At 31.8% G+C, this 17,728-nt stretch carries 22 protein-coding genes; 3 read left to right on the forward strand and 19 right to left on the reverse strand.

Annotated elements, in window-relative coordinates; translation table 11 throughout:
• The first annotated feature begins 56 nt into the window (after positions 1 to 56).
• Positions 57 to 1,424, forward strand: a complete 1,368-nt coding sequence (locus tag AC0N0V_RS12325) for an MATE family efflux transporter (protein WP_474458182.1) — start codon at positions 57 to 59, stop codon at positions 1,422 to 1,424.
• 84 nt (positions 1,425 to 1,508) lie between these two features.
• Here AC0N0V_RS12325 and AC0N0V_RS12330 read toward each other — a convergent pair whose 3' ends face one another.
• The 3 genes from AC0N0V_RS12330 to AC0N0V_RS12340 all read right to left on the reverse strand — a co-directional run bounded on the left by AC0N0V_RS12330 (position 1,509) and on the right by AC0N0V_RS12340 (position 3,039).
• Positions 1,509 to 2,006: an ATP-binding protein gene (locus tag AC0N0V_RS12330; RefSeq protein WP_474458184.1), complete on the reverse strand. Its 498-nt coding sequence runs from the start codon at positions 2,004 to 2,006 to the stop codon at positions 1,509 to 1,511.
• A gap of 337 nt (positions 2,007 to 2,343) precedes the next feature.
• The gene (locus tag AC0N0V_RS12335) at positions 2,344 to 2,871 is read right to left on the reverse strand and encodes a DUF5662 family protein (RefSeq protein ID WP_474464522.1); all 528 of its coding nucleotides are present in this window, start codon (positions 2,869 to 2,871) and stop codon (positions 2,344 to 2,346) included.
• Positions 2,872 to 2,913: 42 nt separating this feature from the next.
• A complete protein-coding gene (locus AC0N0V_RS12340; protein ID WP_474458185.1) occupies positions 2,914 to 3,039 on the reverse strand; it encodes a hypothetical protein in 126 nt (41 codons plus the stop codon).
• Positions 3,040 to 3,309: 270 nt separating this feature from the next.
• Between AC0N0V_RS12340 and AC0N0V_RS12345 the strand changes: the two genes are divergently transcribed.
• Positions 3,310 to 3,585 carry a hypothetical protein gene (locus tag AC0N0V_RS12345; RefSeq protein WP_474458186.1) on the forward strand — a complete coding sequence of 92 codons (276 nt, stop codon included), beginning with the start codon at positions 3,310 to 3,312 and terminating at the stop codon, positions 3,583 to 3,585.
• 147 nt (positions 3,586 to 3,732) lie between these two features.
• Here AC0N0V_RS12345 and AC0N0V_RS12350 read toward each other — a convergent pair whose 3' ends face one another.
• Together AC0N0V_RS12350 and AC0N0V_RS12355 are read right to left on the reverse strand one after the other, a co-directional pair.
• Entirely contained in the window at positions 3,733 to 4,188 is a 456-nt protein-coding gene (locus tag AC0N0V_RS12350; protein WP_474458188.1) for an FMN-binding protein, read from the reverse strand.
• An 81-nt stretch (positions 4,189 to 4,269) separates the two neighbouring features.
• Complete coding sequence (locus tag AC0N0V_RS12355; RefSeq protein WP_474458189.1) at positions 4,270 to 4,641, reverse strand: pyridoxamine 5'-phosphate oxidase family protein; 372 nt, start codon at positions 4,639 to 4,641, stop codon at positions 4,270 to 4,272.
• 284 nt (positions 4,642 to 4,925) lie between these two features.
• Between AC0N0V_RS12355 and pdxR the strand changes: the two genes are divergently transcribed.
• Positions 4,926 to 6,338: a MocR-like pyridoxine biosynthesis transcription factor PdxR gene (gene pdxR, locus AC0N0V_RS12360; protein WP_474458191.1), complete on the forward strand. Its 1,413-nt coding sequence runs from the start codon at positions 4,926 to 4,928 to the stop codon at positions 6,336 to 6,338.
• A 263-nt stretch (positions 6,339 to 6,601) separates the two neighbouring features.
• Here pdxR and AC0N0V_RS12365 read toward each other — a convergent pair whose 3' ends face one another.
• The 14 genes from AC0N0V_RS12365 to AC0N0V_RS12430 form a co-directional block, all read right to left on the reverse strand.
• Positions 6,602 to 7,168 (reverse strand): nitroreductase family protein, encoded by a 567-nt coding sequence (locus AC0N0V_RS12365; RefSeq protein WP_474458192.1) that lies wholly within the window; start codon positions 7,166 to 7,168, stop codon positions 6,602 to 6,604.
• A gap of 20 nt (positions 7,169 to 7,188) precedes the next feature.
• The gene (locus AC0N0V_RS12370; RefSeq protein WP_474458193.1) at positions 7,189 to 9,426 is read right to left on the reverse strand and encodes an ATP-binding cassette domain-containing protein; all 2,238 of its coding nucleotides are present in this window, start codon (positions 9,424 to 9,426) and stop codon (positions 7,189 to 7,191) included.
• Positions 9,427 to 9,803: 377 nt separating this feature from the next.
• Complete coding sequence (locus AC0N0V_RS12375) at positions 9,804 to 10,472, reverse strand: HAD family hydrolase (RefSeq protein ID WP_474458195.1); 669 nt, start codon at positions 10,470 to 10,472, stop codon at positions 9,804 to 9,806.
• A gap of 207 nt (positions 10,473 to 10,679) precedes the next feature.
• Positions 10,680 to 11,267 (reverse strand): acyl carrier protein phosphodiesterase, encoded by a 588-nt coding sequence (locus tag AC0N0V_RS12380; RefSeq protein ID WP_474458196.1) that lies wholly within the window; start codon positions 11,265 to 11,267, stop codon positions 10,680 to 10,682.
• Positions 11,268 to 11,493: 226 nt separating this feature from the next.
• Positions 11,494 to 11,862, reverse strand: a complete 369-nt coding sequence (locus AC0N0V_RS12385; protein ID WP_474458198.1) for a DUF3221 domain-containing protein — start codon at positions 11,860 to 11,862, stop codon at positions 11,494 to 11,496.
• Between the two features lie 134 nt (positions 11,863 to 11,996).
• Complete coding sequence (locus AC0N0V_RS12390; protein ID WP_474458199.1) at positions 11,997 to 12,413, reverse strand: glycosyl-4,4'-diaponeurosporenoate acyltransferase CrtO family protein; 417 nt, start codon at positions 12,411 to 12,413, stop codon at positions 11,997 to 11,999.
• Positions 12,414 to 12,485: 72 nt separating this feature from the next.
• Positions 12,486 to 12,725 (reverse strand): hypothetical protein, encoded by a 240-nt coding sequence (locus tag AC0N0V_RS12395; RefSeq protein ID WP_474458201.1) that lies wholly within the window; start codon positions 12,723 to 12,725, stop codon positions 12,486 to 12,488.
• Between the two features lie 451 nt (positions 12,726 to 13,176).
• Complete coding sequence (locus tag AC0N0V_RS12400) at positions 13,177 to 13,398, reverse strand: DUF6485 family protein (protein WP_474458202.1); 222 nt, start codon at positions 13,396 to 13,398, stop codon at positions 13,177 to 13,179.
• A gap of 115 nt (positions 13,399 to 13,513) precedes the next feature.
• Entirely contained in the window at positions 13,514 to 14,902 is a 1,389-nt protein-coding gene (locus tag AC0N0V_RS12405) for a Na+/H+ antiporter NhaC family protein (RefSeq protein WP_474458204.1), read from the reverse strand.
• 42 nt (positions 14,903 to 14,944) lie between these two features.
• Entirely contained in the window at positions 14,945 to 15,556 is a 612-nt protein-coding gene (locus AC0N0V_RS12410) for a TetR/AcrR family transcriptional regulator (RefSeq protein ID WP_474458206.1), read from the reverse strand.
• A gap of 201 nt (positions 15,557 to 15,757) precedes the next feature.
• Complete coding sequence (locus AC0N0V_RS12415; protein WP_474458208.1) at positions 15,758 to 16,159, reverse strand: (2Fe-2S)-binding protein; 402 nt, start codon at positions 16,157 to 16,159, stop codon at positions 15,758 to 15,760.
• Positions 16,160 to 16,247: 88 nt separating this feature from the next.
• A complete protein-coding gene (locus tag AC0N0V_RS12420) occupies positions 16,248 to 16,436 on the reverse strand; it encodes a DUF1858 domain-containing protein (protein WP_474458209.1) in 189 nt (62 codons plus the stop codon).
• Between the two features lie 50 nt (positions 16,437 to 16,486).
• The gene (locus AC0N0V_RS12425; RefSeq protein ID WP_474458211.1) at positions 16,487 to 16,918 is read right to left on the reverse strand and encodes a hypothetical protein; all 432 of its coding nucleotides are present in this window, start codon (positions 16,916 to 16,918) and stop codon (positions 16,487 to 16,489) included.
• Between the two features lie 84 nt (positions 16,919 to 17,002).
• Entirely contained in the window at positions 17,003 to 17,449 is a 447-nt protein-coding gene (locus tag AC0N0V_RS12430) for a MarR family winged helix-turn-helix transcriptional regulator (protein WP_474458212.1), read from the reverse strand.
• Positions 17,450 to 17,728 lie beyond the last annotated feature (279 nt).

Genomic DNA, 17,728 nt, shown 5'->3' on the forward strand with positions numbered 1-17,728 from the left:
GGCAATTAATGTTCGTAAGGTGGATACGTAAAAAATATATAGAAAGAGGATACGTAATGGAAACCGTAAATATAATACCAGACAAAAAAATAATTAATAAACATGTTTTATCATTTATATTTCCTATCACTATAGATAGTGTCTTACAATTGTCTGCTTCACTAATTACAATGGCGATGATAGGCAGGATTGATGTAATTTCAATCAGCACTATAGGTATCAGTACAAGAGTTACCCAGATGGTTTGGGCTTTATTCAGAGGCCTTGGGACTGGGACAACTGTCTTTGTATCACAAAGTCTGGGAGCTGATAACATGGTAAAGCTTAAGAAGGTAATACATCAGTCCGTGATTTCTTCAATACTACTTTCAATATTTATAGCAATAATAATGTACTTCAATGCTGAGACTATTTTGTCAGCTTTTCATCCAGATAGTACACTTCTGATAAAAGCTTCAGATTATATAAGGATTGTTGCTGTGGGTATTCCTTTTATGTCTGTGATGCAGGTAATAGGCGGAGCATTCCAAGGTATTCGTAAACCTACAGTCTCCATGAATATGACACTATTTATGAATCTGGTAAATATTATAGCAGGATATGTGTTGATTTTTGGGAAGTTTGGATTTACACCTATGGGGCTAAAGGGAGCTGCTTATGCAACAGTTTTATCGCAGGTACTTGCATCACTTTTAGGATTTGTACTTCTTTTAAAAAAAGATGGAATACTTGTGGATTATTTAAATATAAACTTCTTTAAAATCAATATATCTCAGGTAAAAGAGCTTTACCGAGTAGGTCTGCCATCTTCTATGGAATTTGTTTTTTGGCAGCTTGCTACCGTAATTCTGACAAGATTCATGCTGACCTATGGAAACACTGCCTTTGCTGCATATCAGCTAGGTGTTCAGGCAGAAGCCATATCATATACACCAGCTGCAGGCTTTGGGATTGCAGCAACAGCATTTGTTGGGCAAGCTTTAGGGTCAGGAAACGCGGAACTTGCAAAGATATACCATAAGCAGATATTGAAAGGCTCCATCCTGATTACACTGCCTGCAGTATTTATACTTTTATTCTTGCCAAGGAATCTAATGTCGCTTCTTACGAATAATATGGACGTAATTAAACTTGGAGCTATCTATCTTATTTTAATGGGATTAATTGAAATTCCACAGAACATAACAGGAGTGATAACTGGATCAATGAAGGGGGCAGGCTATACAAAAATCCCAATGATTATTGCAGGAAGTGGACTTTGGGGAGTTAGAATACCTCTTGCTTTTTTGGTTGCTTATGTATTTAAATTATCTATTACAGCAATTTGGTCAGTAATGAGTATAGAAGTAGCATTGAGATTTGTCTTGTCCTTTATAATATACAAAAAAAGAAATATCTATAGCAATAATATAATATTGGAATAGATCTGTGATTAAACAGAAAGATTAGAAATAAAACTAAGAACAAAGTCTCAATTAGTACGGTTATGCACTATTGAGGCTTTATTTTTAGTTATATATATCTGAAAACTCCATTTCAACTTTGCTTTTATCTTTATGTTTAATACAATAGTCAACTGAGCTATCCGCTAGCTCTCTAACAGGCAACTGTATTATAAACTCACTTCCATGTCCAAAGGTGCTTTCTACTTTAACTGTACCACCATGCAATTCCACTAAGGATTTTACAAGTGATAATCCGATACCACTCCCCTCATGGTTTCTTGAAATAGATTTGTCCACTTGTCTAAATCTATCAAATATTTTTAATTCTTTATTGATAGCTTCAAGTTCTTTTGTCTTTATACGTACAAGCTTTTTTAAACTTCTATTCCAATAAAATATTGTAAAAACTGCTATAATTACGAAGCACAGAGCACAGCTAATAATTCGTATGTATCTATTTAAGGTAAATTTACTTTCTTGTATGGTTTCTCCATACCACTTACTATATATTTTGTCATATTCACCATTCATTTTTATGTCTTTAAGACCCCTATTTAGCAATTCAATTACCTCTTTATTTTCCTTTAAAGCTGCTGAAGCATAAATATATAGTTACACAAACCAATACTTTCGACAGCAATAATAGGTTCTGTATTGTAAATTTCGCAAAAAATATCTTTATGTAATTATATCACAATTATAATGTCGAAGTTAATCAAACTATGCAGTAAACAAATATTCAATACTGAACTATACTCTGAATCTCCGGCTTCCACTTAAGTCTCGTAGTTCTAACCTCACCAGTCCTATTCTTTGCTACAATACACTCCATAATCCCCTTACGCTCACTGTCCTTATGATAATATTCATCAACGTACTTATTTAAATCTATATATTACTACTTTAGAACTTCGTTTTTAATAAAATGTAAAGTGGCCTCTTCCCCTTCGTCTGCCAGTTTATTCAAAAGCAGCTTCAGCAGTTCTTCCGATTCTCTGTGCATAATACAATAATCCCTTCCCCTATTGTAATAATCGAGAGCATCCCTATCCGTATACTTTTCTTTTCTATAATTCTTTGAAGCACTCATTCTATCTACAAACATTTCCACCACATATTTAGTTGGCATTTTCATTCCAATTAATCCTTCAGTAGGCTTTAGGCTAAAATCAATCCAATATTCAAAGTGATGTTTGTTTCTTCCTTTATGGTGAAGCCATGCTTCAGAATATCCTTGTTCTATCTTTTGTACTGCATTAGGGCTAATATTCCCTTTATAGTATTTTATCCCTGCAGAAAACTCTGTCCATGAATATTTTGATAAATCATGGAGTAATCCTTGCTTGTACAGTCCAACTTTAAAACAATATTTCATAACTAACATTTTATGGTTTGTAATTGTTTTAAAATGATTAACCCCATTCATAATCTTTTTACTGTCCATTAATTTATCCCTTCTTTTTCTAAATTACTCAATCACTTCATAATTTGAGTTAATATAATTGGATTTATCCCTTATAAGCTTTTTGATTCCAGTATTTTTACTATGCTTAATTCCATCTAGACTACCTGTTACAGTTGTAGCTGCATACATTTCTCACCTTTCCTATAAAACTACAATAAAGCATACTACTCGAATATTACAATATGGAATATCATGGTATAATCATTTTTAGATGAAACCAATTGATGCTTACACAGTATATAATAAGGAATACTACTAATAATATCATCGTTTTTTCTATCTTCTGGTCTGAGACCCTTTGTTTTATGAATCGTAACAAATTGTTAACATCTGTTAGCTTACATTCTGCTATAGTGCTATAATAACATTATAGCTAACGTAAAGTGAGGAGATATAATCATGAATAAAACAATTATTGAATTGGAACTATTATATTCTGATACTAAAAAAGACCCTTTGCTAAGAAAAAAATTGCTCGAAACCCGTTGTGCAGTTGATCCTTTGGATGCCTTTTGTAAAATAGCTTGCGATTCGGGACATCCTATAACTGTTGGTGAACTTTTAGCAGTTGGACAAGAATTTAGCGATAATCAATGCAAAAGCACAAACGGCGGAAATCCCTACCCATATGACACATTTGAAGACACATACGAAACATTTCTAGTTTCCTTATAAATTCCACATTTAATTTTATAACATAATAAAAAAAATCACACAAGGTCTAAACCTCATGTGATTTTTTATTTTAAGCGGTTTTAATGTAATTAGCTAAGTATCATCCTCTCTTACATTAGATGGCGGTCGATGATTCAAGTAAATCAATTATTTAGCTTTAGCCAGAGCATCAGCAACTGCTGCCTTCCATCCTTTTGAGCTTTCGGTAGCACCACTTATAACATCTACATCTGCAGATTGTTTGTCAACCATTGCTTTTGCTAGATCCAACCTATATTGTTTTAGATTTGGATGTCCCCACTTGGTCCCATCCCATTCATTATAATTAACTTCCTTTTGCTTATTTTCCAATCTTTTTAGTTCGATATTTTGAATTTTACTATCCTTAATCGTTACTACGGCTTCTTCATAGCCACCTTTTGTACTTTTATGCTTCACATCGTATTCCCCATCCTTATAGCTTCCTTGCTTTCCTGTATTACTATTAGGGGTATTATTTGCAGTATTAGATGGAGTATTATTAGAAGTGTCATTTTTTGCACTGCATCCAGTAAACGTAAGAATAAATCCAATAACTAAAATATAAGTATTTAACTTTTTCATCGGTATCACACTCCTTCCCATATCTAGTGTAAATTCCTATACAACGATTGATTTTACTTATTCTATAAATTCAACTAAATTTTATAGTGTTTGCTTAGCGGAAATAATTGTTATTTCTAATACTCTGCTTAAAAAAGAAAATTTTCCTTTCATCATATCGTATTCTGAACCTGATTCAAGAAATCTAGCAGTTCCTTCTATTAAGAAACCTGCGCCTAATCCTCTAAATCCCATAACTTCATTACTTCCAACAGTCATCTTAATTTTATTATTTTCTTCTATATTGTTTTGTGTTTTACGCATACCAGCTGCTGGTATTAATAACCTACCATCTTCTGTTACATTAATATATGAATTCCATGTATTAACTACATGTGCTTCATTAGAGCTGCAAGTTGCTATGGCAGCTACTCCATACTTAGAAATAACCTCAAGTAATTTTTCATTTAACATATCTACTTCTCCTCTCAATTTCCATTAAGTTATTTATATAGTTCCTATTAATAGAACTTATATTCACCGATTTCCCTTCTTTTTTCTGACAGCCTACTTACATATGATCCTTCAGTTACATTACTAAAGCCTCTTTTTGAAATAATATCTTTTTGATTCTTTAAAAAGCTTTTAAATGCCCTCCTTGACTAACAAACAATGCAATTATACAATTAAAGTGTAATGCTTAAAAGAGCCAATTTTTTAAAAAATATAGGATACACTTTTAAAGTGAGGTTTTAAATATGATAACAATAAATGATGATTTAAGCACACCGATATATTTACAAATTTACCAGCAGTTAAAAGAACAAATAATTTCAGGACAGCTCCAAGAAGGTAATAAACTCCTCTCAACACGAGCGCTTTCAAGCACATTGAATGTAAGTAGAAATACTGTTGAAAAAGCATATCTACAGCTGTATTCGGAAGGGTATGTTACTAGTAAGATGGGAAGTGGTTTCATTGTACAAAAATTTGATGTTTTCTTATTTCCAGAAATAAAAAAAACTGATTCTGGAAGAATTGAAAAAGATCTTAGCATCGTAACAAATGAAAATTTTAATTATAAATACGATTTTAAATATGGAGGTTTAAGTTCAGGTGATTTTCCGATAAAACTTTGGAAGAAACTCTCTAACAAATGTTTAACTGCCCTTGGTTCCGAAGGCTTGACCTCATTTCAAGGTCGAAAGAGCGAATTAGACTTACAGATTGAAATAATGAAATATTTGAATAAGGCAAGAGGAGTTATTTGTAAACCCGAACAAATTATTATTTCTTCAGGTCTGGAATATTGCCTAAATATGTTATGCCAATTATTTAGAGAGGATTTTAATAAAATAGCAATAGAAGATCCTGGATATATTATAGCGAGAAATAATTTTATAAATAATGGGTATAAAGTTGTTCCAATTACTGTAGAGGAAGACGGTATAAATATTGAAGAATTGGAGAATAGTTCCGCAAAAATGGCTTATGTAACTCCCTCACATCAGTTTCCAACAGGCTCTGTACTTCCAATAGGTAAAAGATTAAAACTTCTGGATTGGGCTAAAAGAAGAAATGGAATAATAGTTGAAGATGATTATGATAGCGAACTGCGATATAATTCAAAGCCCATTCCTTCTATCCAAAGTATTGATAAGGACGGCTTAGTGGTTTATATAGGTACCTTTTCAAAATCATTATCACCTGTACTTAGAGTAAATTATATGGTGCTCCCTGAAGCCTTTCTTGAAAAATTCAATAAACTTTTCAATGGAACTCCAGTTTCAGTTTCAATAATTGAACAAAAAATAATTCAACAGTTTATGTATTTAGGACATTGGGAGACTCATTTAAGAAAATTATGCATTGCTCACAAAAAAAAGCATGATTTATTGATTCATACTATACAGGAAGTACTGGGGGATAAAGTTATAATTCATGGTAAAAATGCCGGATTGCATATTTTATTAGAGGTTAAAAATGGACTAAGTGAACAGGATTTAATAAAAATGGCTGAAGGATACAGTGTTTTCGTTTACCCAGTATCCCCATTTCGGATAAAAATAGATAAATGCTCTAATAATATGATTATGTTCGGCTATGGAGGAATGGCTGAGTGTGATATTGTTGATGGTATTAAGTTGCTCAAAAAAGCATGGTTCGAGTAACTTCCTGATACATTTTAATACCATAAGTTTCTATATGTTAAATTTATATCTTTATCCCAGTATAAAGAATATCTATATTATTTTAGAAGGACTAAATGAAAATCGGTTTTCTCATTTTAAAATACCGCATTATTCAGTAATGAATTTGCGGTATTCTTTTGCTCCTTTATATACAATATCTTGCAGTATTATACCACAATACTCCGTTTATTATAGACAGAAAAGAAAGAACTTTGAAGCGATATAAGTTCTCTGTAACAAAGTTATCTAATATATGTAACGAGGTTTGGCTTTCTGTCAGGCAAATAAATAGATGCATTCTTTTTATATCCAATTACAGCCGAATAATAAGGCTTATAACCCTCAGGTATTTTTAGTTCTTTTCGTAATTCATCGCCTTGCGCTGAATAAAATCCAAATAAGACGAAGTGAATCCAACATGACCCAAGTCCTATAGATTCTGCAGCAAGCAGCATGTTCTGTGTAGCAGATGCACAATCCGCTTCAAGAGGCATAGGAGCATGCTCATTCCCAGAGACTATAATAAGTGTTGGTGCATTATAAAAACAATTGAATTTTTCATCATTCCCTAGTTCTTTTATTCCTGGAATATTCATTTGCTTCACTGCTTCCTTAGCTGCAAGGTTAAGTCTATCTAGAAGTTCCTTGTTTTGAACTACCGTAAAATGCCAAGCCTGATCCCCGGCGTTAGGTGCGTACATACCAGCTTCCAGTACAGTTTGCAACTCTTCCTCCTTGATTTGCTCATTCTTAAAACTTCTTGTGCTCCTGCGCTGTTTAATAATATTTAGGGTTTCATTAATAATCATAAAAGTATCCCTCCAATTGTTTATAAGTATTTTGCAGTAATAGACTCCTTGCAGTTTCGGAGGTTACCAGGTGTTCCTTCAAAAATAATCTGTCCGCCTCTGCTGCCGCCTTCAACTCCTACATCGATAATCCAATCAGCATTACGAATTACATCAAGGTTGTGTTCTATGACAATAACTGTGTTGCCCTTGTCAACAAGACGATCAATAATGGTCAAAATGCTGGTAATATCGGACATATGCAAACCAGTTGTAGGTTCATCCATTATATAGATATTTCCCTTTTTACTTAATTCCTTGGCAAGCTTTAAGCGTTGACATTCTCCACCGGAAAGGGTGTCTAACGGCTGTCCCAGCGTCATATAATGCAGACCGACATCGACTAAGTGCTTTAGCTTGTTTTTGATTTCTTTTTGTATAAAAAAATCAACAGCTTCTGCGATTGTCATTTCAAGCACTTCAACAATGGACCTGCCATTATACTTATACTCCAAAACCTCATGCTTAAACCGTTTGCCTCCGCATTCCTCACAGATGGTTTCAACTGAATCCATAAAGGAAAGATCTGTTTCTATATAACCTCGCCCTTTACAGGCCTCACACGCACCCTCCGAATTATAACTAAACAATCCAGCGCTTACCTTGTTTTCATCAGCAAATAATTTACGTATTTTATCCATTATTCCAGTGAAGGTCGCTGGATTTGAACGTAAATTTGCGCTGACTGCGGACTGGTCGATAATGATGGCATCTTTATATTCCTTCGCAAAAACACCATTAACAAGGGTAGACTTGCCTGATCCTGCAACTCCTGTAACAACAGTGAATATACCTTTGGGTATTCTTAAACTGACATTTTTCAAATTGTGTAAACTACTCTTTTTCGTTTCATAGAAGTCACTGCTAATCCTTGCCTTACTCTTAATCGGCAGGCTCCTCCCAATGTATTCTCCTGTAAGTGTCTTGGCTTTCAGAAGGTCGCTATAGCTGCCCTCAAACGTGATCCTACCTCCGTTTGTGCCTGCCTTAGGCCCAACATCAACAACGTAATCGGCAACCTTTATGACATCCGGGTCATGCTCAACTACAATCACCGTATTGCCTTTATCACGTAACTTTATCAGCAGTTCGTTAAGTCTGTGCACATCTCTTGGATGTAATCCGATACTTGGCTCATCAAAGATATACATAGCATCCGTCAAGCTGCTTGTAAGGTGTTTGACCATTTTAACACGTTGCGATTCGCCGCCGGATAATGTAGACGTTTCCCTGTCCAGGCTGACATAATCTAGTCCTATATGAATTAAATCATTTAATCGCTCAGTTAGATTCTTGATAATCGGTTTTACGTTCTGATCATCAATTCTTCGTATTAATTCCAGAAGCTCATCCACCTGCATAGCCGTAAAATCCGCAATGGAATATCCCATGATTTTCGACGATAAAATACTTTCGTTATAACGTCTGCCTCCACAATCATCGCACTGCTTTTCGGTTGTAAAGGTCGCGATTTTCTTCTGTGACGCCTCCGATTTTTCATACTCGGTTTTAATGTTCTGTCTTATAAATCGCTCAACAAGACCTAAATAGGTGGTGTTAATTCCTTCCATGACGGCCGATTTGATTTTTTCCGGTTTATGATAAACAAGCTTGTCGTATTCCTCTTTTGAATAATCCTTAATCTTCTTATCACAATCAAAAAAACCTGTTTCGGCATACATTTTCCACATCCATGTGCCAGGTTTAAAGCCCGGCAACAAAATCGCTCCATCGTTTAACGACTTTTCTTTATCCAGGGCCTTGTCAAGATCAAGCGTAACAATTCTGCCGATACCTTCACAAGTCTTGCACATTCCATTTGGATCATTAAACGAAAAATAAGAGGAGGGACCTATATGTGGATGCCCGATTCTTGAAAACAGCAGTCTGAGTAATGGATTAATATCCGTTATTGTACCGAGAGTTGAACGTGAGTTGCCGCCTATCCTCTTTTGATCAACAATAATCGCTAATGATAGGTTTTCAATTGCATCAACATCCGGATGGCCATACTTAGGTAAATAAATTTGAATAAATTTGCTAAAGGTTTCATTCAATTGCCTGCCAGCTTCCTGGGCGATCGTATCAAATACAATCGATGACTTACCTGACCCTGATACTCCAGTAAAAATTGTTATTTTCTTTTTTGGAATCTTCAAACTGATGTTCTTTAAGTTATTCGCACGTGCACCTACTATTTCGATATAATCATGTTTCATATCTGTTCTCCTTATGTAGAATATTTTCAAAATTTAACAAGCTCATGATTAAGTAAAGACTTGGTGCTAGGAAACATTGCCGGTGGAAGTACTTTCTAAATAGGGCTGTGTTAGTTCGATAGCGAGTTTCCATGCCGACTCTACGTTTAATTACCAGATTTGAAAAACAAAACCTATTTTCAATGACTAAGTATTTACTTTTATTAGATTTTACATTTATTTAAGTTTTAATACCTACTAAACAAAGGACTTTTATTAATTATACTTTGTATATCTTAAGGAAGAAATATCAAATAGAAATACTGTCTAGAGTTCATGCAAATAACATCGTTAAATGGGTTAAAAATAAACCAAATGAAAAAACTTGCCTTGTAATGCTAGTTATCTTCCTTACACAATTTTAGCAGTTCTTTTATCCCATCTATAGCTAAATAATAGTTTTCAACACTGCCAAAACCATACTTAGCATACACAAAAGGAACTCCGGCAAATACCGTTGCTTCATAATCCCCCTGAGTATCCCCAACATATATTGCATCCTCTAAATTGTTTCTTTCTATAACAAGCTTAATATTTTCTCCCTTACTCTTACTGGTATCTCCAAAGCATTCATAGTCTGTAATATAATTTTCTACCCCTGTCTTTTTCATAAATAATTCAATATAACCAGACTGACAATTGCTAATAATAAACAAACGACATTTCTCAGAAAGTTTTATAAGAGTTTCTTTTACATCTGGGTACAGTAGATTGTCAGTATTTTCGCTCAAGTCATCATGTTCATACTTACAGCATAGCTGCATTAACAGTTCTCTTTTGCTCTCATTGGCATCAAAGAATAAATTATCTGCTATTACATCCATAGGCTTTCCAAACTCTTTTTTAAGTACAGAGGATGTTATGATTGCTTCTGTTCCACCAACTTCCAAAATTGCTTTGTTCCAAGATTTAGCTACTACTTCAGTAGTATCCCATAAGGTACCGTCAACATCAAATATTATATTCTTCATTGTAAAAAACCTACTTCCTATTTTAAATTTATCCATAGTCTACACAATAAAAACCTTCTCTAATTTTATTTGTTGTGTAATTTTACATGTGTATCCTCGTCTACTAATCACTATTAAAACACTCCAAAATTTTAACATAAACATACTTAATTTAGCAAACAGGCTTATTTAGTTATTGCTATATATTTAATTTATGTCAGGAGGTTTTCATCAAGTTTATCAGAAAAATGGCTAGCCTTCCCTTTAGTGAATACTTTTAAGCTTATTTGCACACTCAATTGCAATTGGAAAAAAGTTTTTAAAATCACTTTCCAAGCTTTTATAATTGTGGATCAACTCATCAATTGGATTCAATAAAGGATGCTTTGATTTAGAAAATCTCAAAGAAATCCTATCTAATGGTTTTTTAATACCATCTATATCTTTATAAGAAAGAAGCCAGTTTTCTTCTATCATATAAGGCATCCTTCTTACTAATTTATCTGGTAAGCAATAGGAAAATCTATTTAGTAAATTATAAAAGTTATCAGCATACTCTTCTAAGGATATGCTGGAATACTCAGACCAATTCTTAGCTAAAAAGTGATCATAAAACATATCAATTAATACGCCTGAAAAGCGCCTGTTCAAGCTTGAAATTCTTTTTTTGCTTTCTAGAAAAACCGAATTTGAGTCAGTAAAGCTATCAAGTTTTCTATGCATGAAAATACCATTTCTTATAGAATCCTTATAGTTATTTTCCAAGGATTTATTTACAAAATCACCTAGAAAGTTACCGAGTATACTTTCATCATTATTGTCTGCAAGGTATATATGAGCTAAATAATTCATTTTTTAATTCCTTCCTTCCTAGGCATTTCCTAGTATGTGGACTGTTAACACATCAGCGATTGCAGGTTACAATAAGTATTTTACTATAAAGTTACGATTTTTATAATTATGCTGTATTTAAAAACAGTATTGAATCCTGATATAACAAAGAGACTGTACTTTTTAGTACAGCCTTAGTTACGTAATATAAATCTATTGAAATTACGAAATTAAGTAAAGTGAGTAATTATTTCTTTTCAACTATAAATACAGTCCCTTTTACCTGGCTTGGTGCTGATTCCATTACTGGACCTCTCCAGTAAACCTTGACATTTGACCCTTGCTCAAACTGCATTTTTAGAAGTTCGTTTATCTTGGGTACACTGTAAACTGTACCTTGATATTGCTTAGACTTCTCGCTTAATATTGATATTATTTCATCTTTCGTCTTGCCTTCTGCTTCAGAGTCTTCTAAAGGTATTACCAAAACATATGAGCCATTGTTCACTGAAGAAACATAACCTTCACTTTTGTTTAAGGTTAAAAACCAAATAGTTGCCAACATTAAGATTAAGGCTAATAACACTAATAGTGCATATGTTTTATAGTGCTTCATTATTAACAACTCCTTTAGGATCTTGTTATATAAGTTTTAATTCGAAGTAAATTACAGTTCCATCACAACTTAATAATGTCATGAACTAAACTCATATTTCATTAAAACCGAATATAAATGCTGAAATCTTCAATTTATACCTTAACTTTGTTCAAGATTTTCTTTATTCTAATTCGATTATATCTTTGCAAAAAAATAGGATAAATATTTGTTATTATATTTACTATTGTAAAAAACAATAAAAATACAACATCAAAAACACTATTTATTAGAACACCTATTCTGACCATATAGACCAACATAACTACGGCTATAATTACATGGGATTTCTCGCTTTTTCTGGACATTTGCTCATATTTTTTTAATGAATCTATTGAGTATTCTTTTAGGAAATAGTTTTTAAAGGGCGTTTCACTTTTTCTATATTTGGCTATGTGCAATAATGCTTTTCTAAAACTCTTTACACCTAAATATTCATATATTCTTCCACTTTGTTCAAAGTGTTTGATTTCATAGTAATTTTCATTAAATACCTTATCCAATATTTTCAATATCCAACCCTCACATTAAACTAATCTATTACACATTTGATTACAATCTAAACTTCTGTGGCAATATTTTACCTATGCATACTTATCTGTTTCTTTAACGATTGTTTTAACAGAAGAATTTTCAACAATTGGCTTTCTCAAGTATTGCCCAGTCCTTGTATCCAATACAACTATATTTTTTTCATCAATTTTAATCATTTGGTATGTTCCATTTTCATTATTTTCACTAGCACTTATTATATATCTTCCAAGTATAATACTTGCACATACTATAAAAATTCCTATTATTAATGCTGATATTATTATATACATATCTAGTAATCCTCCCCCTAAAATTTCATCATAGTCTATTCTACAAATTTACGCTTATGATTAATATGTGATTTTTTACAGCTTCCGTTTAGCTTATACAAAATTATAACATATATTACATATTGTTACTTACGTAATTTTTACAAAGATATAAATGCATTTATTTTAACACTATATTATTCGCTTTCTAAAGATCATACTTGATGTTCTCATTTCCATTAATCACGCTTAGCTTTATAGTCATGTTAAGCGATTATTATATTTTTTATAATTAATACATATATTTGAAATGCGACGCAAAAACACCACATAATTCAACTCTGAATAATGCGGTATCTCTACAAATTGTTTGTTTTTTCAGTTGTTATGTTAAATAAGAAAATTATGAATTAATTTTTATGCAGGATTAATTATTTCAATCTTATAAACTGAAATTTTACTTTGTCCCAAATCATTTCATTTTTTCCTGGCCTCTTAATATTAGTTTTGCAAAATCTTCAAATGAATCCCCTTCTCTTGATTCTGCACCATCTACTAAATTAAAAAAACAATTCGGCATTTCTTTTAGTCTTAGATTTTTGTTGATGCAAGGCGCACATCCCTTATCATGCTTCGTAGGATGTAATGGACAATCTATATTTCTACATGTGCAAAACTTTCCTAAATTACTCATCTTCTTCCTCCATAAATTCTGATTTATTCTGTTAAGTAATTATGTTTACTATTACATATTTTATTGCAATTGTTCTTGCTGATTCTTTATTTTTATATAACGTAAGATAACCCATTTATATTTTGACTTGTATTTTCTTTGGCTGTTTTCTACTTTGGAACTTATAGAGATAGGCAAAGATAAATGTAATTATAGGCGACAGGTAGCATAACACAGTATATGGTGCATATGCTACAGTTGGAATTCCCGTTGTTGAAAAAATAAATAAGGAATTCACGTTCCATGGAATAAGTGGTGCAACAATTGTTCCAGTATCTGATATAGTTCTTGCTAAAGTAGTATTTTTAATTCCTAATTCTTTATATTTAGCACTTAAAAGTTTTCCAGGTATTATTATACCAACACTTTGGTCACTTATAGTTGTCAATATACCACTTATCAATCCTGTTTTGAAGATAAGCTCTTCCTTTGATTTAACTCCTAGTGTTATCCTTTTAACTATGGGTACTATAAGACCTGTTTCCTGAAATATACTACTTAGACTGATTGCACCTGCTATAATAAGTAATATTGATATCATAGATACAATGCCGCCACTAACCAATACTGTATTTAATTCAACAGAGTTTGTATTTATTTTATAACCATTAAATATTGCAACAATGATATAATTAAAGCTTGACTTCTGAAAACCAATAGAAACAATAATTCCTCCAATTAATGCTAAAGATACTGCTTTTAACATTCTCACTCCTAAAAATGACATGATTATGATGCTTAAAGGTAAAAATAATAATAATGGTGAAATAACAAAGTTTCTATTAATAGCTGAAACAAAGTTATCTATATTAGAATTTGAGAGAATTACACTATATTTTTTCCCAATAAAATAATATGTTAACCCTGATACAAAATAAGCTGGAAATAGCGTTTTTAACATGGACATTAGGGCTTCTTTATAACTTATTTTTACAGTTTCAAGTGTAAGATTAAAAAGACTAGATATTGGTGAACTTTTATCTGCTATAAAAGCTCCTGAAACTATGGCTCCTAAAAGGATATAATTAGGTAATCCAAATATCTTTGCTAATCCTAATAATGCAATTCCAACGCTACTTATAGTTCCAAATGCTGTACCCATAAATATTGAAACTATGGAAGTAAGAACAAAAGCAGCAAATAAAAAATTCGTGTTCTGCATATATTTTAGACCATAGTATAGTATAGTTGGCACGACTCCTGAAGACATCCATATAGAAATCATAGCCCCAATTAATATCATTAAGATAAACAGAGATTTGCATTCATAAAGACCCTTTTTTACCATATTTAAAAGTTCAATTCTAGAAAATCCACTTTTCATAAGTAAACATGAAGCGATAACTATACTTACAAGAAAACCGTAAAATAAAAATATTTTTAATATGACACAACTAATAATTAAGATAAGTGTAGGTATTAAAATAATATAAGCATATTTTTCGGAAATTTTACTTTCTTTCACATATATCCCCCCATAGCTATTAACAAATCAAATTTTTAAGACTTAGATTTTTAAAAATCCAGTCCAGTATATTTCCCAGGATGCTTCAAATTTTAGATTAAATCTCTCTATTCCCCCGTAAATCAGTGCAACTAATAACCCATCTAACATGGTCGTAAAGGCAAGTGTTGCATTGTTGGCTTTTACTGAGAGACCCGTTTCATTTAAAAATAACTTATTTAATAATTCTTCAAGTTCTAAGAAATATAAGTATAAGTTTTTAATAACTTCCTCTTTAAGATGGAGGGGTGGCATATAAGCCATACGTAGCATAAACTTAATATTATTTTCTTCATTTTGCATGTATCGGTTTTTTAATTTAAAAATAAAACTTTTTAAGTAGTCTTCTAAGTTAGAATTTTTCTCGGCAAAAAAGGTGTGTAAGAATTCCGTTTCTTCGCTAATAACTTGATTCATAACTGCAAGAAACAGTTCATCCTTATTTTTAAAATGAGAATAAATGGATTGCTTTTTTATGCCAACTGCCTGAGCAATATCGGAAAGGGATGTTCCTTCATACCCTTTCTCAGCAAAATTTAGCAAAGCGACATCTCTAATTTGAGTGATAGTCATAAAATCATCTCCCTTACGAACGTTCGTAAGTATATGATACACTAAATATTGGAAAAAGTAAAGTTTTTAGCACTTTTATTTCCTTAATATTACCCTCTTAAAATAAAAAACCACATACATAAAGATATATTTTTCTCTACATAAGTGGTCTTATTATATGATAGAAATTAATCTATTAAAAATAGCTCAACGGTATCTATTCATATGCTTATTTTCAATTTAATCTATATACCCTTTAAAGCATTATTCTGCTAATAACTGAGCAACTAATGCCTTATTACTTTCTACACAATTACCACAACCAGTACCAACCTTAGTAACTGCCTGAACCTCTTCAAATGACTTTGCTCCATTTTTAATAGCATTCACTATATCTTGCACAGTAACTTTAAAACATCCACATACTACTTGGTTTTCATCGATTTTCTTATTCAATAGTAACTCATCAACTAATATTTTGTTACTTCCTACGCATTTACCACAACCAGTACCTACCTTTGTAACAGCTTGTACTTCTTTAAATGACTTAGCACCACTGTTGACAGCATTTTTTAAATCTTGTTCAGTAACATTATAGCATCCACAAACTACCTTACTTTCCTCACTTCTATTTTTTGTAAACATTGAAATTATTGATTTTAGCATTTTTTATTCCTCCATTAGTTTTTATGTTTTTATATTTGCTATATGTGATATTTTTAAAGACTTATAATCTTTATTAGACCTTAACTTTTTAGATATTATTTAGACTTTGAAGTAAATTCTCTATATCTATTCCATGAACCGCAGCTGCTTGTTCTATGCTTTCATTTTGAGATGCAGGGCATCCAATACATCCCATGCCAAAACCCATAAGTATCTGTATTGCTTCTGGTCCTATCTTTACAATATCCTTTATCAGTGTTTCTTTTTCAATTATCATACATTTATCTCCTTATCTAATTAATTTATATATATTAAGTTAACTGAAAACTAACCTATGCTCATATATTCCTGTTTTATTAGTTCTGCTAATTCAGGTGCTTGTTTTGATACACTCATTAAATATAGAAGTACATTTCCTGGGTAAAAAATCCTACCTCTTAGCTGAGTATACTCCAACGCCCTCCTAATCAAGGATATGACGCAATCTTCACTATGGTTTTCATTACACTCTTTGCATAACTTACATATGCTTGCTATTCCACTAGCAATTATTTTCTTATCATAATATTTTAAATCAGTCTTTGGAATTAAACTTTCCCCATCAGCGATTGAATATGTAAAATTATCTTTGATATTGTCAACAACATATTTAGCAAATCCAATATTGCACTTTCTATAATTACATTGGTCTAATCCGTTGCAATGGCAGTCTTCACAGATTTCATTAATATTATTTTTAAGATTATCTAAATAATCCATTTTAATCTCCTTTCCCTCTAAATACTACTAATTAGTTTATAACTAATTAGTAGTATTTGTTTAAAAAATAAGGTGTACCATACTTTATACACCTGATAACTTCTTTAATAAACTTATTAACTCGTTCTTTTCCTCAGTAGTTAAAACACTAAAGATTTCATTTATATTTTCCAAGTGCTTGGGAAAAATATTGCTCACAAGTTCTCTTCCCTTTTCTGTAATGCTAATTAGGTTAACTCGTCTATCTTTTGGGTCTGTACATCTTCTTACAAGACCTTCCTTAGCGAGGTTATCTATAACTACGGTCATATTACCTCCTGTGGCCAAAATCTTCTCAAGTATTTCACAGATTCTTAAATCACCTTTATGGTATAAGATTTCAAGTACAGCAAACTGAGAAACTGTTAAACCTCCTTCTTTAATCGTCCTATGTTCCCTTTTATGAACACTCTGGGTGCTTCTGCTCAATGCTATTAACAACTTTAAATTTAAATCACTCAACTCACCATAATGTATTTTCTCATTACTCATATATAAAATATATTACTAATTAGTAATATTGTCAAGTATTTTATTACATTTGATATTTATAATGAAATGAAAATCCACACAAAATACATACACTTGAGTAAAAGTATTTTGCATGAATTTTACTTTCAAATCTTCCTTGACATAAATCATTACAGTTACAATATATGGAGCGTCATCAAATACTTTAATTCTGTTTTTATATCTTATAAAAAACTATAATAAATCTTTATGTTAATATAATAATTTACTTACTTTTATTAAGTTAACCTGTTAGAATAG

The organism is Clostridium sp. CS1-1, from assembly GCF_056135525.1.

Coding starts and splice junctions, on each gene's coding strand:
- AC0N0V_RS12325 (WP_474458182.1), top strand. CDS start 57: ATGGAAACCGTAAATATAATACCAGACAAAAAAATAATTAATAAACAT.
- AC0N0V_RS12335 (WP_474464522.1), bottom strand. CDS start 2,871: ATGAATGGGGTTAATCATTTTAAAACAATTACAAACCATAAAATGTTA.
- AC0N0V_RS12340 (WP_474458185.1), bottom strand. CDS start 3,039: ATGTATGCAGCTACAACTGTAACAGGTAGTCTAGATGGAATTAAGCAT.
- AC0N0V_RS12345 (WP_474458186.1), top strand. CDS start 3,310: ATGAATAAAACAATTATTGAATTGGAACTATTATATTCTGATACTAAA.
- AC0N0V_RS12350 (WP_474458188.1), bottom strand. CDS start 4,188: ATGAAAAAGTTAAATACTTATATTTTAGTTATTGGATTTATTCTTACG.
- AC0N0V_RS12355 (WP_474458189.1), bottom strand. CDS start 4,641: ATGTTAAATGAAAAATTACTTGAGGTTATTTCTAAGTATGGAGTAGCT.
- pdxR (WP_474458191.1), top strand. CDS start 4,926: ATGATAACAATAAATGATGATTTAAGCACACCGATATATTTACAAATT.
- AC0N0V_RS12365 (WP_474458192.1), bottom strand. CDS start 7,168: ATGATTATTAATGAAACCCTAAATATTATTAAACAGCGCAGGAGCACA.
- AC0N0V_RS12370 (WP_474458193.1), bottom strand. CDS start 9,426: ATGAAACATGATTATATCGAAATAGTAGGTGCACGTGCGAATAACTTA.
- AC0N0V_RS12375 (WP_474458195.1), bottom strand. CDS start 10,472: ATGGATAAATTTAAAATAGGAAGTAGGTTTTTTACAATGAAGAATATA.
- AC0N0V_RS12380 (WP_474458196.1), bottom strand. CDS start 11,267: ATGAATTATTTAGCTCATATATACCTTGCAGACAATAATGATGAAAGT.
- AC0N0V_RS12385 (WP_474458198.1), bottom strand. CDS start 11,862: ATGAAGCACTATAAAACATATGCACTATTAGTGTTATTAGCCTTAATC.
- AC0N0V_RS12395 (WP_474458201.1), bottom strand. CDS start 12,725: ATGTATATAATAATATCAGCATTAATAATAGGAATTTTTATAGTATGT.
- AC0N0V_RS12400 (WP_474458202.1), bottom strand. CDS start 13,398: ATGAGTAATTTAGGAAAGTTTTGCACATGTAGAAATATAGATTGTCCA.
- AC0N0V_RS12415 (WP_474458208.1), bottom strand. CDS start 16,159: ATGCTAAAATCAATAATTTCAATGTTTACAAAAAATAGAAGTGAGGAA.
- AC0N0V_RS12420 (WP_474458209.1), bottom strand. CDS start 16,436: ATGATAATTGAAAAAGAAACACTGATAAAGGATATTGTAAAGATAGGA.
- AC0N0V_RS12425 (WP_474458211.1), bottom strand. CDS start 16,918: ATGGATTATTTAGATAATCTTAAAAATAATATTAATGAAATCTGTGAA.
- AC0N0V_RS12430 (WP_474458212.1), bottom strand. CDS start 17,449: ATGAGTAATGAGAAAATACATTATGGTGAGTTGAGTGATTTAAATTTA.